At 65.6% G+C, this 14,957-nt stretch carries 8 protein-coding genes; 7 read left to right on the forward strand and 1 reads right to left on the reverse strand.

All coding sequences use genetic code 11. From position 1 onward, the window contains the following. Window positions 1–122 precede the first annotated feature (122 nt). The 6 genes from KY501_RS11650 to KY501_RS11675 all read left to right on the forward strand — a co-directional run bounded on the left by KY501_RS11650 (window position 123) and on the right by KY501_RS11675 (window position 11,603). Window positions 123–3,584: a hypothetical protein gene (locus tag KY501_RS11650; RefSeq protein ID WP_224362946.1), complete on the forward strand. Its 3,462-nt coding sequence runs from the start codon at window positions 123–125 to the stop codon at window positions 3,582–3,584. Window positions 3,585–3,789: 205 nt separating this feature from the next. After that, on the forward strand, window positions 3,790–8,232 hold the full coding sequence (locus KY501_RS11655) for a M23 family metallopeptidase (RefSeq protein WP_224362947.1): 4,443 nt from the start codon (window positions 3,790–3,792) through the stop codon (window positions 8,230–8,232). 568 nt (window positions 8,233–8,800) lie between these two features. Then, a complete protein-coding gene (locus KY501_RS11660; protein WP_224362948.1) occupies window positions 8,801–9,040 on the forward strand; it encodes a hypothetical protein in 240 nt (79 codons plus the stop codon). After that, the gene (locus tag KY501_RS11665) at window positions 9,006–9,998 is read left to right on the forward strand and encodes a CHAT domain-containing protein (protein WP_224362949.1); all 993 of its coding nucleotides are present in this window, start codon (window positions 9,006–9,008) and stop codon (window positions 9,996–9,998) included. Before KY501_RS11660 ends, KY501_RS11665 begins: the two co-directional genes overlap by 35 nt. A gap of 35 nt (window positions 9,999–10,033) precedes the next feature. Continuing rightward, the gene (locus KY501_RS11670; RefSeq protein ID WP_224362950.1) at window positions 10,034–10,915 is read left to right on the forward strand and encodes an NAD(P)-dependent oxidoreductase; all 882 of its coding nucleotides are present in this window, start codon (window positions 10,034–10,036) and stop codon (window positions 10,913–10,915) included. A 19-nt stretch (window positions 10,916–10,934) separates the two neighbouring features. Next, the gene (locus KY501_RS11675; protein WP_224362951.1) at window positions 10,935–11,603 is read left to right on the forward strand and encodes a DUF488 domain-containing protein; all 669 of its coding nucleotides are present in this window, start codon (window positions 10,935–10,937) and stop codon (window positions 11,601–11,603) included. 3 nt (window positions 11,604–11,606) lie between these two features. Here the strand turns inward: KY501_RS11675 and KY501_RS11680 are convergent, their stop codons facing one another. After that, a complete protein-coding gene (locus KY501_RS11680; RefSeq protein WP_224362952.1) occupies window positions 11,607–13,304 on the reverse strand; it encodes a WD40 repeat domain-containing protein in 1,698 nt (565 codons plus the stop codon). Between the two features lie 275 nt (window positions 13,305–13,579). Here KY501_RS11680 and KY501_RS11685 point away from each other — a divergent pair, with 275 nt between their 5' ends. Next, window positions 13,580–14,401 (forward strand): cupin-like domain-containing protein, encoded by an 822-nt coding sequence (locus KY501_RS11685; RefSeq protein WP_224362953.1) that lies wholly within the window; start codon window positions 13,580–13,582, stop codon window positions 14,399–14,401. Window positions 14,402–14,957: the final 556 nt, after the last annotated feature.

Here is a 14,957-nt window from a genome sequence, read left to right on the forward strand (position 1 = left end):
AAACTGCGCCTCCCCTGGCTGGACGATCGTCTCGTCCTCTACTCCCTCGAAGTTCCGCCCTCCCAGAGCGGGGAACCATCATCCGATCCCTCGGGGAGCACGGAGCGCGTTTGGTGCTAGCCATGGGTAGCTCTTCACAGGCTGCCGCGCCTCTGAGCACCAAAGGCAAGAAGGGCGTGACCTCGAAGGGGCAACCCCAGGCGCCGCAGGCCGTGGTGGATCCGCTCGGGACCGTGCAGGTGATGTTGGACGGCAAGCCGGCCACGGGCCTCTTCGTCATCTTCAAGAGCCTGCCTGCGGGCCAGGAGGGCGAGCAGAATCACAACCTGTACACTTTCGTTGCGAGGCTGGTGGAAGGGCAGAGGCCGCTGGATGGGACCCATCCTGAGCACGAGCAGCGTTTCGTGCTGGGTTTCGTGGACGAAGCGGGCTTCCTCCAGCCGGTGCTCCCCTTCACCAATCCCTGGTTCGAGATCCACGTCCAGGCTGTGTACCGGGCCAACAAGGACAAGGCTCCCAAGGTGAAGAAGGGAGAGCAGCCGTTGCCACCCCCTCGGAGTCCTCACTGCTGGAAGCTGGCGCCCCACACGAAGCTAAAGGTCTGCTATGTGCGCCATCCCAGTCCGGCGCTGGCTCGCGGCCTCACCCGCTACCTCAATGGCGAGTATGACCTGGATGGCTACGGCTTCGAGGACTGGGGCAGCCCTGACTCGTTGCTGAGGCCCGTTACCCTGAAGACGCGCGATGAGGGCGGCACGCAGGTGTGTTTCGACGTGCCCGAGGAGCCAGGTCACTTCTATCCACACGGCAGCTCCCGGTATGGGAGTTGGTTGCTGTACCACGGCATGCCTCACGCTCAGCACCCGGACGTGCGGGCTGCCGTGGAGCGACTCCAGGTGGATCTGGGAGTGCTGCGCTATCCCATCGCGGGTGGTACGCCATACACGCCCATCCGAAAGGGAGATGGCCTCAACGTCGGCGACTTCGATTTCAAGGCCATGGCTGCTACCCATGCCTTCCAGCTTGACGCCGTCGAGCGCAAGGCCTTCCAGGTTGCCGAGGCCGCGCGCGGGGACGCTCATGGCCGAGCCATGAATGCCAGCCCCGGAAGTGTGGTGGGCCCCAAGGGCAAGAAATACTCCTGGGCCTATCTGCTCGGCCGGGAGATCTCGGATGCCCCCATGCTGGCTGCGGATCAAATCGAGCCCGGCGTGGTGGACAAGGCGACCGCCAGCGCCATCGAGGCATGGATCTCCAAGGGCCTGCGCAAGCCGGGGAAGATCCTCATCGAGTTGTACAACAAGGACAGCGGCGCTGGGGGGGGCGGCTTTGAGTGGGCTCGGCCGGAGGTCACCTTCTCGCTCGAACTGTGGCGGGAACTGGTGCACTCGCTCGGCTGCGCTTACGGCATCTCCCTGAGCCACACCTTCAGGGATGTGGAGGCAGGTGGAGGTGTGGGCAAGGCCCGGTGTTCCATCCATAAAACGGGGTTGGCCGTGGACTTGTCCATGGTGGGAACCAAGTACATGGATTACTCGCGCCCGGTACCCCACTGGCCCATCCGCTATGAGGCGCACTGGGAGCCTTCCCCGCCCAAGCCTGTGAGAGAGGCGGAGAAGGCTCACGAGAAGGCCAAGGGGCAGCGGGAGGCGGCCGAAGAGAAGCTGGACTCCACGCACCGGAGGAAGGGCACCGCCGTCCAGGAGCGCGAGAAGGCACTCCAGGATGCCCGCGACCATCAAGCCGAGGCCCAGCGGCTCACGGACGAGGCGAAGCAGAAGGCCATCGATGCGGGCAAGAGCCCCGCCAAGGTGAAGCCCGCCAGGGTGAAGGGAAGGACCGCGGATGGCTGGTTGGGAGTGATCAGCACAGCGCAGACGCGCTACCAGCAAGCCGTCGATGAACTGGCGGCGATCGAGGCGCCCGAGCACCCCCTGCGGATGGCTATCGCCGAGAAGGAAGAGGAGGAGCGCCTACTGAAGGAGCGTCTGGAGGCGTTGCGTGCCTCGGTGAAGCCCAGCAAAGCGGACTATGTCATCAACTGGCGCCTGTATGGGCACTCCAGCCTGGATGTCTTCTCTCTCTCTCCTGCAGAGGTGAAGAAGCTGATCGCGCGGCAGCTGGGCGCGCCGGCGCCGGGGCTGGATGGCATGCTGGGGACGCTCCAGATCGAGGAGAGTTTCCGCGAAACCCTCGAAGCCTGCTTTCCCCATGCAGCCCTTGCCAAGCACTTCATCAACGAGCAGGTAGCACGCTGCCGGAAGGCGGCTGAAGAGTTGCTTGGCCTGAGCGGCGAGGATGTGCTGCGAACGGTATTCCGGAAGGATCTCCGCCAGTGGCTCTACAACCCGTTCGAGCCCGATGGCGGCAAGCTGGGCCCAGTGCTCACCCCCACCGCGGAGCGCACCCAGTTTATCGACTATCTCAACATCGCCGAGACCTCCAACATGGAGGGGACAAAGGGCGTGGCGGAGGCGAAGTCGTTCCTCAACTTGAGCCTGCTGGGCTGGCATTGTGGCCTGCTGCGCATCCACTCGCAGCGGGCGGGCTGGCGCGAGCCTAGTCAGGACATCTTCCTGGCCAAACCTCCAGGGCCCACCCAGCGCATCCCGGTGGATGCCGCGAACGATGCCCAGTTGGGGTTGGGCACCATCGTCGGGTTGATGGAGCGCATGCAGGAGGCAGGCGGCCAGTTCATGCGCAGCACCGTCAAGGTCATCAACAAGGATCGGGAGCTTACCCGAACGCTGGATCAGATTGACGTACCCTTCATGAAGGCCTGGGTCCGGCAGTTGCACTCCCTCGGCCGAGGCCCGCTCGCGGCTCGAGGCGGTAACCTTGCCGCTACACTCGCCGTGCCTACGGAGAGTAATTCCGCGCTGCGCTCACTGCTGACGGGGACCTTCAGCTCCAAGTACTTCCGACTCATTCACGCGGGCACGCTGCTGGACCTGAAGCTCTCCGCGCAGCCGGAGACAGGGGCGGATCTGATGGCGCGCATCGAGACCGCCATCAATGAGTTCGACAAGCAATCAACGGAAAAGACCCGTGAGGAAGCGGAGGCCCGGGCGCGGGCGGACGAGGAAGCCTCAACCTCCCCCAAGAAGAAGGGCCGCCGGCACGCCTCCAAGGCGGATGGGGTGACGGTGAAGAGCAAGCCCAAGTCCACCGTGCAATGGACCCTCCTCATCCAACCGATCTTCGATCTCGTGCTTTCAGACGCCGAGCCGCTGGCTTTCATCGACAAGGACTCCGTGGAGATGCCCACTCCGGGGGTTGGAAGAGCCCTGGAGTGGTGGCACTTCGAGGCCGCCGTCGCCAACTTCGGCACAAAGTGGGGAAGGCTGCTCGAGGACATCGGCTATTCGCGCGAGGTCCTCGCAGCCCCGGAGAAGCCGCCGGAGCTGGATGCTGCTCGATCCATCAGCATCTCCGGGCTCGGGTATTCCCCGGGCGAGGATCTCGACTCCTGCAAGGGCGGTGGCGGAGGTGGAAAGAAGCCGGAGAACCTCAATGAGTTCGAGGTCGCTCTGGACGAGCTGCCTCCTGCCGATGCCGAGGTGACGGAAGCGGCGGACGAATAGGGTAGGTAAGGATTCGCGCGGACTCCGTACCCCCGTCGAGGCGTGAATGGATCACGCCCTCTGGCAGGGACGTGCGATGACGAAGCCGAAGATGTGGGAGGGGGTCGGACTCCGTGAATGCATCCTTCCGATGCTCCTGGGGCTGATGGCCTGCGGGGAAGGCATGCAGGGGGGCACTCCAGAAGGAGCGCAAGACTCCTCGAACGTGAAGCAGAAACTGGCGCCCACCGTGAGCGCCATCCCGTTCGATTATCCCGTGGGGGATCGGATCACCGGGCCTGCGGGCGGCTGGGAGATCACCCAGTACATGGGGAACTACAACTCGAGTTTTGGTGGGCGGCACCTGGCCCAGGACATCTGGAACGGCAGCGACGAGGCCACCGCGCACCAGCCCATCTACGCCGTCGCGGATGGTGTCGTCGAATACGCGGGCCCCAATGACTCCCTGTACCGCTACACCGTGGTGATCCGCCACGACATCGGCAACGGACAGAGCGTGTGCTCGTTCTATGGGCACATCGACGGTGGCTCGAAGAACACGCCGCCGCCCGTCCACACGGGAGAGACGGTGACGCGCGGCACGCGGATCGCCAACGTCATGCGCTGGAAGGATTACTACCCCGCAGACGACATCATCTCCCACCTGCACTACTCGATCATCTCCGGCGAGTTGTGCGACTTCGTGGAACAGGTTGGCGGAAAGCTGTGTGGCTACGACAGGAGCACCGTCGATCTCAGCCCCGAGCCGTACAGCATGACGGCCATCAATGACATCTGTGGCGACTCGCACACCGACGGCTTCATCTCGCCCAGTCAGTTCATCGGCCGGAACAGGTCCACCACCGTGTTCGAGCCGCTCCCCCCGTCCAGCTACCCACCGAACTGGAATTTCGGCACGGGAGGCTCCGCCCTCGGTACGAGCATCGCTCCCCAGGGCTACACGTTGGAGGGCTCCGTTGCCGCCGAGAGTGAGTCCTTCGTCGTCCCCGTCAACGCCCAGAGCCTGCGCTTCGAGTACATCGCCGGCGACCTGCGTGACGGAAACTGGACCGGCCGCATCGAGGTCGAGGTGCTGAGCGGACCGGGCTTCGCAACGGTGACCCGGATCGACAACAGCCTGATCACCGGCACGGGCACTCAGGACTGGAAGACGGTCATCCTCGACCTGCAGCAGTTCCAGGGGCAGACGATCAAGCTCCGCTTCCGCAACTGGGATTGGCCCGGCAGGAGCCAGGTGCGCAACCCCAGCCTCCGCACGGAGACTCCCAGTTGGACTCCCTCGTTCACGGCGGATGTGCAGATCCGCAATGGCAGCGGCGCTCCGAACGGGCTCGGCTCCTACCTGCAGATACGCGGGTCCAACCACGCGACCAGTGAAGCCTTCACGATTCCCGCCGAGGCCCAGAGCGTGCGCTTCGACTTCCAGACCGGCGACTCTCGCGACGGCAACTACACGGGCCGCTTCTTCGTCGAGGTTCTGAGCGGGAGCGGGTTCATGGCGATCGAACGGATCGATGGGGACACCACGTTCGGCAAGCTCAACCAGGGCTGGCGGACGGCCGTGCTCGATGTGCAGAAGTTCCGTGGGATGACCGTCAAGTTCAGGTTCCGGAATTGGGACTGGCCCGGCCTCACGCGCATCGCCAACATCACCCTCAACATCGAGACGCCGGACTGGGTTCCCGGTGACAGCAAGGTCGTGCGGCTCTCCACGGCGTCTGTGCCCACGGACCCTGGCGTCACGGCTCCGGAGAACGCCACCTTCGAGCCCAGCACCCTGGCTCGCAATGAGTGTGCGATCAACTGTGACTTCAATATCGGTGGCAGTGCCCTGGTCTTGCAGATCACCCCGGATACCTATGCCCTGGAGGGTTCGGCCACCCAGGACAGCGCTCCCTTCCAGGTTCCCGCCAACGCGGAGACCGTGCACTTCGAGTATCTGGCGGGAGACTCCCGCGACGGCGCCTACGTCGGCACCGTCTTCGTCACCGTCGTGAGTGGCGACGGCTTCTCGGTGATCACCCGTATCGACGATGGAGCGGTTCGCGGGAGCACCACCCAGGGGTGGAAGGACGCGGTCCTCAACGTGCAGCAGTTCCAAGGCCAGACCGTCAAGCTGCGCTTCGGGAACTGGGACTGGCCGGGCCGGAGCCGGGTGAGGAACATCCTCCTCCACGAAGAGACTCCGCGGTGGATCCCATCCTTCCCGGCCAGCGTGAAGATCAAGAGTGACGGCGATGGCCTGAGCGGATCAGGGGCCTACCTGGAGCTGAACGGGAACGTGAGTGTTACCAGCGTGGCGTTCACGGTTCCGTCCTCCGCCCAGAGCCTGCGTTTCGACTTCCAGAGTGGTGACAGCCGCGATGGCTACTTCAATGGTCTGCTCCAGGTGGAGGTCCTCAGCGAGGCGGACTTCTCGAGGGTCACCCGGCTGGACGGGGCTCAACTGCGGGGCTCGACTACCGAGGGCTGGAAGAAGGCCGTGGTCGATGTCCAGGCGTTCCAGGGACAGACGGTCAAGCTCCGGCTGAGCAACTGGGACTGGCCTGGAAAGACGCGTATCGACAATCTCACCTTCCTGAGCGAGATCGATGGCTGGAAGCCCTCCAACAGCACCGCGGCCACCGTGGATGCGGCTTCGGAGCCGCCGACCGCGAACGTCCTCACGCCGCCCAATGGCACCTTCGAGCCGGGCCCGGCCTCCATCTGCATCTTCAACTGCGAGTTCTCCCAGCCGGGCACGCCCCTTGGCACCGTCATTACGCCCCCGAGCGGCGAGTTCACCGGGGCGGCGTTCGTCGAGAGCAGCGCCTTCGTGGTTCCCGACGCGACGCAGAGCGTGTGGTTCGATTATCAGGCGGGCGATTTCCGGGATGACCAGTTCCAGGGCGAGCTCCAGGTCTACGTCCTGAGCGGCCCCGACTTCTCGATCTCCACACGCATCGACAATGTCCAGCTCCGCAGCACCAGGAGCCAGGGCTGGAGAGGCGCTGTTCTGGACCTTCAGGCGTTCCGCGGCCAGACGGTCAAGCTGAGCTTCCGCAACTGGGATTGGCCGGGGATCGCCCAGGTCCAGAATCCCAGACTGCACCTCGACACGCCGGGATGGGAGTCATCCCTGGCTCCGAATGTCCAGATCCTCGACGATGCCAACAGCCGCGCCGGGTCCGGCCCCTACCTGCAGATCGACGGCAGCCAGTCCGCTACCAGCCTGGAGCTGGCCGTCCCTGCGGATGCGCAGAGCCTGCGCTTCGACTACCAGATCGGCGACTCCCGCGACGTGAGCTATGGCGGGCAGCTCTACGTCGAAGTGCTGAGCGGCGTGAACTTCGCGACGACGACGCGCATTGACGAGGGGCTGCTGCAGGGCACGCTCCAGCAAGGTTGGAAGAGCGCCCAGCTCGATCTGCAGAAGTTCCGAGGGCAGACGATCCAGCTGCGGTTCAGGAATTGGGACTGGCCTGGCCGGAGCCGCCTCGACAACCTGAGGATCGCCGTCGAGATCCCGGAGTGGAAGCCCTCCTCCGTGACGGGAGTGCAGCGGAGCGAAGACAGCAGCAGCCTCCCGGATGGGGCGGGCTACCTCCGGATCTCCGGCGCCCAGAGCGCGACGAGCGCTCCCTTCCGGGTGCCCCTGGGCGCGCAGAGCCTCGCCTTCGACTTCATGACCGGTGACTCCCGCGACCCCGACTGGGGAGGGACCCTCTACGTCGAGGTGCTCAGCGGGCCTGGGTTCTCGATTGCGACACGCATCGATCGCTCGCTCATCCAGGGGACGATCAGCCAGGGCTGGAGGAAGGGCGTCCTGGATCTGCGGGCGTTCCGTGGACGCACGGTCCAGGTGCGTTTCCAGAACTGGGATTGGCCGGGCCTGTCGCGCATCGACAATGTTGCCCTGGAGCACGATGAGAACACCGGGGCGACCTTTGTCCCTGCGCCAACCGGGAGCGGGACGCACCTGCTGCTGACGGGTGGCGATACCGTGACGAGCGCGCCCTTCAAGGTGGCCCCGGAGGCAGAGAACCTGCGCTTCGATTACATGGCCGGCGACTACCGTGATGGGAGCTATGGCGGATCGCTTCAGGTGTACGTCCTCAGCGGACCGGAGTTCTCCGTCATCACGCGCATCGACAATGGCTCGACGCAAGGCACCTTGAACGAGGGTTGGAAGTTCCGGGAGCTCGATCTTCGGAGCTTCCGAGGCAGGACGATCCAACTGCGCTTCCAGAACTGGGATTGGCCTGGGCGAGCGCTCGTCGACAACATCTCCTTCACGGGGAGCGCGACGGGGACACTGCCGAGCGAGAGCGATGTGAACCCCACCCAGACGTATGTGACGATCAACGGGGCTTCGTACGTCACCTCGGAGGCTTTCACGGTCACTGCTGGGAACACCGTTCGGAGCTTCTCCTTCCAGACGGGTGACTCTCGCGACGGTGCCTGGATCGGTCGGATCTACGTGGAGGTGGTGACGAACCCGGATGCCATCTCGGGGACGCGGGTCGACAACGACCAGATCTCTGGCCGGCTGATCGAGGGCTGGAAGCAGGGGAGTGTGGATCTGAGCGGCTACACGGGGCAGACCGTCCGGTTGCGCTTCCGCAACTGGGACTGGCCTGGGTTCACGCGGCTGGCGTTCACTCCCTGATCGCCTGACATGCGCCAGCCAGCGGCGTGCTGGCTGGCGGGGGGGCGGGGGCCTGGGTGGCCTCATGCTTCGAGTTCACCTGTGCCATACTCGCCCGCCCCTCTCTGCTCGAAAGAGCTTGAACGCATGTCGCGAACTTTTCGGCTCTTCTTCTTGTTCGTTGGAGCGCTCTGCGGAGCATGCTCGCATGTCTCCTATGAGGCGTCGCCGCGGGTGGCCCAGCCCGAGGTGACCGTTCCAATGGAACAGGTGCAGATCCTCGAGTCTGCTCCGAGTGATGCGTACGAGATGTTTGGTGAGATCACGGCCGTGGTCAAAAACCCGTTTGGCCCTGTCGATGAGGAGAAACTCCTGCGCCTCTTGCGAGAGGAAGCAAGCGAGAAGGGCTGCGAGGTTGTTCTCATTCGTGGCAGGGCCAGGAATCGCAGTCAGCGCGGCACCTCAGGCGAGGCCCCCACCGTCCTGAGAGAGGTCAAGAAGGTCCGTGCAGCGTGTATCCGTCCTGCGGCAGCAGGGGGGCCGCCGGTGTCGTCCCCCTAGACACGCGCTCGAGCAGAGGAGGTGACAGGTGTCCCACCGTCGAGGTGGATTCGAACTCGCGGAGCGGCAGGAGGGAATGCGCGCCCTTCGGGAGGCGCGGAGCCCCGAGGCGTTGGCGAAGCTCCTCGATGAACTCCCGGTGCTGCACGATCCGGTGTTTCACCAAGACGTCGTCCGGCTGCTCTCTCAGGAGCTACCAGAGGACGAGCGCCTGTCTGGGGTTCAGCGTCGGCATGGAGGGAATCTGGACCTATTCCTTCTGGAGTGATGGGGGCACCCTGGACCTGGTGTCCTGGCCCGGTTGGCGGGAGGACCTGAAGCGCCTGGAAGATCCGGACGCGCTGAGGGAATCGGGGGCCATGTGGGAGGTGCTGGAGCGCCTGTCGCAGCACCTTCTCGTGCCCGTGCAGGAGAGGCTGGAGGCCATGGCTCCGTCGGACCGCCTCCTCATCTCTCCCTCCCAGGCGCTCATGCATGTACCGTTCGCGGGCTTCCGTACCCGGGCGGGGATGCTCGCGGAGCGGGTCGTCCTCTCCCTGGTGACGGGAGCCGGACTCTTCGAGGCGTGCTTCGATCGGAGGCCAGGGCCCATTTCGTCAGCACTCCTCGTGGGCGTGCACCAGCATGACTATCGTCCCGCGCTTCCGTTCGCGCGGGATGAGGTGAAGCGGCTCGAACGGCTTTTCGAAGGCTCGGCGCGCAAGGTGCGCACGCTGCTGGATCGAGAGGCCACGGCCCGTGCGGTGCTATCCGCGGCCGCGACCTATGACGTCGTCCACTTCGCCTGCCATTCCCTGTGGTCACCGGAGGCGGCCATCAGGCCTCAGCTGGCGCTGTCCCCGGAAGTCGATCGGGAGCGTGGGGAAGACAGTGGACAACTCACGGACTGGCGCATCGTGGGAGAGCTGCGCTTGAAGCCAGGGGCGCTGGTCAACCTCTCCGCCTGCCAGAGCGCCCGGCAGAAGGAAGGGGGAGCGGGGGTACGAGATGGCCTCGTGCCCGCCTTCTTCCGAGCGGGGGCCGGTGCGGTGATCGCCACCCTGTGGAGCATTCGCGACGCACCCTCGCCCTGTTTCCAAGCCGCGCTGTATGAGCACCTGCTTGCGGGCCAGAGCCCAGCCGATGCGCTCGCGCTGACGATTCGACGCTGCATCCGAGGCGAGCTGGGACCCGCCCTTGAGGATCCGCTCGTCTGGTCCGCCTTCGTGCTTCATGGCGTGGGATAGGGCCGTGCTAGCTTGGAGCGCCAAGGAGATGACAGATGGCCCTTGGCAGTCCCACGAAAATCGGAGTGGTTGGCAGTGGTCTCATGGGAAGCGCGCTGGCGCGAGCCTTCGCAGCTCCGGGCCATGACGTGGCGGTCTGGAACAGGACTTTCAGCAAGGCTCAGGCGGTCGGCGGCGGCACCGTCGCATTCGAGAACCTGATCGAGGCCGTCTCCGGGCGAACGCTGATCGTCGTCTCCTTGTCCAACTATGCCGCCTGCTTCGAGCTGTTCTCGTCGCCGGGCGTAGCGTCGGCCCTGGCAGGCAAGACGCTCGTGCAGCTCACCAGTGGTTCTCCCGCGGATGCTCGCGCGGGGTTGGAGTGGGCACAGGCCCACGGCGTGGACTACCTGGACGCCGCGATTCTCGCCTACCCGAGCTTCGTCGCCACCGATTACGCGACGGTCTTCTACGCCGGGTCGCGCTCGGTTTTCGATCGGCACGTCGCCACGCTCCAGGCGCTCGCCAAGAACTCGATCTACGTCGATGAGAAGATCGGCGCTGCCGCGACGATCGACTGCGCGATCCTCGGGGCCTACTACGGGGGCTCCCTGGCACTCCTCCACGCTGCGGCGATGTGCCAGGCGGAAGGCCTGGACCCGAAGACCTTCTTCGCCCACAAGAACTCCTTCCTCGGGTTGATCTCCGTCACTGCTGACGCCGCGCAGGGCATGATCGAGCGCAACGACTTCGCTGGTGACCAGTGCAGTCTGAACACTCACGTCGCGGCGATCGAGCACATCGTCCGGCTGAGCCAGGATGCCCGCCTCAGCGCGCGTTTCCCCAAGGAGTTGCTCGATAACTACAAGCGGGCCGTCAGCGCGGGACTGGGGAGTCAGGAGCTTCCAGCGGTGTTCCGCACCCTGACGCAGGAGTGACGCCTGACGGCGGGGCTCGGTGCCGACGAGCACCGACTTCCCTCCGTTCTCCGCCGTGTCCATCTTCCCTGAAGAGAAGACGGGCCATATGGACACGGAGCGACCGAGACGGCGAGCCTCGGGATGGGCGAAGGCACGCATCTACACGGTGGGCCATTCCACTCGCCCGGTGGAGGAGCTGGAGGAGCTGCTCCACGCGCATGGCATCCAGACGCTCGTGGACATCCGCACGGTGCCGCGCTCTCGCACGAATCCCCAGTTCAACCAGGACATCTTTCCTCGGACGCTCGCTCGGGCGGACATCCGGTACGTGCACCTGCCGAGGCTCGGAGGATTGCGGCGCACGAGCAAGGATTCACCCAACACCGGGTGGCGAAACACCAGCTTCCGAGGCTACGCGGATTACATGCAGACGGAGGAGTTCGCGCGAGGGCTGAAGGAGCTGCGGGAGCTCACGGTGGATGGGCCGCTCGCGCTCATGTGCGCGGAGGCGGTGCGCTGGCGGTGCCACCGCTCGCTCGTGGCGGATGCGCTGTACGCCCGAGGGGTGGAGGTGCGGCACATCACCAGCCGCATTCGCGCCGAGCCACACAAGCTTACGCCCTTCGCGGAGCTGCACGGCACCCGGGTGCTCTACCCGGCAACCCCTGTTCGCAGCCAGTTCGGTGGATCGAACATCCATCGGTAGTCTTCACGAGCCGAGTTCCCACACGAGGACATGGCCCTGCGCGTCCACGGCCACCAAGTCGCGTCCGAGGAAGGCGAGCGCGACCACCGGTTCGTCGATCGCCCACGTTTCCAGCACAGCCCCGTCCTGCGTATCGTGCAGCACCACCGTGGAGCCCATGGCGACGGCCGCCCGGGGAGCCTCCCGTGACACGTCCGCCGCACGGATCCTGGCTCCCGCGTAGCCGGACAGGTGGGCCTTGCGGTAGCGCGTGGACACTTGGAGGACATCGCCGCTCCAGGACTGCTCCGCCGCTGGCAGCCACTCCACTCCGCGCACTGCGGGCCCTCGGGGCGTGCCGTCGGGAGCCCACTGCCGCGTCTCCTCGCCGAAGGCCGTGCACACCGCGTCCTCCAGGAGGCTCCTGCCAATGCGGGCTGAGAGAGGGGAGCGTGCGATGCCATGGGGCGCACGCACGTCCCAGCCTGCCGCGGCCAGCACGGGTAGGGGAGGCCAGCGGCGCACCGTTCCTTCTGCTCCCGCAGACAGCAACTCGCCCGTACGGGGCGCAACTGCCAGCGCGCTCACTTCTCCTGAGTGGGCCTGGAAGCGCGCGCGCCGTTCTCCCGTACCGGCGTTCCACAGGCAGATGACGCCCGCGCCGTCCGCGCTGGCATACAGGCTTCCGTCGGCGGAGAAGAGCCCCGCTGAGAGCGGGCCCTCCTGGGGGCCCACCACGGTGGGACGAGCCTGTTCCAGAGGCCAGCGCCACACCTGCTTGTCCCAGCCGCCCAGGAAGACTTCTTCATGCTTCGGTCGGAAGGCCACCGTGGAGAAGACGGGCAGTCCCTGGCTGAGCGCTCCAGGCGCCAGCAGGCGCTCGATGCGAGCGTCTGTGAGCCGGTGCACCGCCAGCCCCGCTGCGCGGCCGTTGCCCGCCACGGCCACGCGCTCGCGGGAGGTGTCCACGGCGAGTGCCCACATGCCCGCGGAGGGCTCCTCGTGCCGCACCTCGCCGTCCTGGATGACGAGCGTCGAGCCGTCGAGCCACACCTCCTGCGAGCCGGCGAAGGCGGCGGCCCACGGTCCCTCCGCGCCGCGCCGCGTTTCCACCGGCATCAGTGTGCGCGCGTCCAGCAAGAGCACGGAGCGATGGTCTCGCACCAGCACCCGCGAGCCATCCGCCGACACGGCGAGCACGCTCGCCCCCTCGCGGAACTGGCCAGCGGGCCGGGCGCGCAGCGGCGCCCCCGAGTTCGCGTCCCACTCCACGAGCCAGGCTCCCCAGGGCTCTCCCGTGGCGCCGAGTTCCTGGGCGAGCGTGGCATCGAGGTCTCCACTGAAGTGTGCCAGCAGGCGCTGCCCGTCCGCGGAGAAGGCCATGCCGCCGATGCCGCCGTCTCCCCCCGCCAGTTGCCCGAGGAACGCTCCGGGCGCCAGTCTCTGGCGGCTGCGCCAGCGAGGAAGCAGGTGGAGAGGATCGCCCGCGAGCCACTCCCGAGCGCTGGCGGCCCAAGGCGAAGGAGGCCACAGCATCTCGCGCGCGAGCGCTTGCGCGCCGGTGTGCTCGATCAGGTGCGCGCTCGCGAGGATGAGCGTGGCCAGCGCTTCATCCTCCGCCTCGGCTGCGGCGATGGCACAGGCCAGCCGCTGCTCTCCTGGAGTCCTCGCTTCAGAGAGGGTCTCGAATGCCTTCCGCGCGTGCTTCCAGATCCTGCTCACCCGGAACTCGCGGGAGGCTGAGACACGTGCTTCGGGCCGGTCCAGGTCCACGTGAACAGCAGGGCGCCCACCATGAGCATGAGATGTTGCACGACGATTGGATCGGTGCTCACCGTGAGCCTCCTGGACTGGAGCGACAATGCGCCATTCTGCATTCACGGTGTGTGAATTAGTGTGAAGCTCCATGCCCTGGTTCCGCTCTCCAATCTCCGGTGCAGTCCTCGTGCGTCGGATGGTCCCGGAGAGCGCGGTTTGGCGCAGCAGAGGAGGCAGCCGTGAGCACCCCTATCGTGCGAGAGGTACCGCTGGAGCACCTCTCGTCCCTGTCTGCCGCGTATGCCCTCGAAGGTGAGCCGCTGCTGGTTCGGGGCGCGGTGCTCAGTTGGCCCGCCCGGTCCTTCTGGACATTCGACAACCTGCGGCGGCAGCACGGGCAAGTGCCCATCCGAATCAGGGAGATCGACGACGCCGTCGAGGATCTCCGGCGGGGGCGTCCTCGAAGGTACACGCATCTGGGGGAGTTGCTGGAGCAAGCCGCAAGCGTGCGCGCGGAGGCCAATGAACGCGTGGGCTATTTCACCACTGGCGATTGCCCGATGGATGCAGGGCCTGACGCCCCGCAGGAGCAGCCGCCCGAGTGGCGCGAGCTGTGGCACAGCCGTTTTCGCCAGGACTTCCCCTTCCCGAGGCTTCCGGGGGCCCGCGCCATGATGCGGATCTGGATAGGAGGAGCTGGGCAGATTTCTACCTTGCACAACGATCGCTATGTCGGTGCGGTTGCCCAGCTTGTCGGCCAGAAGCGCTGGTGGATCGCACCACCGCAGGCCTGGGAGAGGCTGTACGTGCGTTGCCACTCCGAGGACTTCTGGTATGCCGAGGTGAATCCCTACAAGCGGTGGGACGCGTTGCTGCACCCGCGCTTCGGTGAGGTACAGGGGATTGAGTTCACACTCATGGAAGGTGACCTGTTACTGCTTCCGGCGCGCTGGTGGCACGCCGTGAAGGCAGTGTCGGCGAGCATCGCCGTGACGATGTTCCAGGACCTGCCGGGGCTGTCGCCGTTCCAGCCCTTGTCCTCCAGCGCTGCTCAGGTGTGACTCTCACGAGCGAGTGTGAGCCTGCCCCGATTTTGTGGAAGCGGCATTCGCGTATTCCCGACGCGCTTGGGCCATGGTGTCACGGTTTTCGAACGCCCATTCACGGCAAGTGTGGTGTAATCGTGAGACGCCTGGAGTGTGGAGGTAGGGGAGCGCCCCCACCTGCGCCGCCCCGGGCGTGGCGAGCTTCAGAAATCTCTGCATAGCCCAGCCTTTTACTTCCTCCTTTGAGGTGAGGCGCCGCTTTCGCTTTCGCGGACGGGAGTTATCCGCTTGCTCGCTTGCTCAATGGATCAGGGACGATGACGAATTCTCTACTCTAGATGTGCGCCGCATGAAGGTCATTGCCTCCGCGGGCTCGCCGCCACGCTTCCTCGCCTACTGAGCGAACAACTCCTATATCCCGGAGAACTATCAGCACACCAGATTGTCTCGGATGCAGGAGGGCAGCAGAGAACCATCAACCCCACACTCTATTGCAAGCCTGGGACCGTGCCTCCCTGCGCAGCAAGCGCACGATTGTTTGTCATTCAGCCATTCATATGGGGAGCAGAAA

Source organism: Hyalangium versicolor (genome assembly GCF_020103695.1).
GTDB lineage: Bacteria > Myxococcota > Myxococcia > Myxococcales > Myxococcaceae > Hyalangium > Hyalangium versicolor.

What these genes read in the sequence shown, in the direction of transcription:
- KY501_RS11665 (WP_224362949.1), top strand. Translation starts at nt 9,006, where the DNA reads ATGGAGGGAATCTGGACCTATTCCTTCTGGAGTGATGGGGGCACCCTG.
- KY501_RS11650 (WP_224362946.1), top strand. Translation starts at nt 123, where the DNA reads ATGGGTAGCTCTTCACAGGCTGCCGCGCCTCTGAGCACCAAAGGCAAG.
- KY501_RS11670 (WP_224362950.1), top strand. Translation starts at nt 10,034, where the DNA reads ATGGCCCTTGGCAGTCCCACGAAAATCGGAGTGGTTGGCAGTGGTCTC.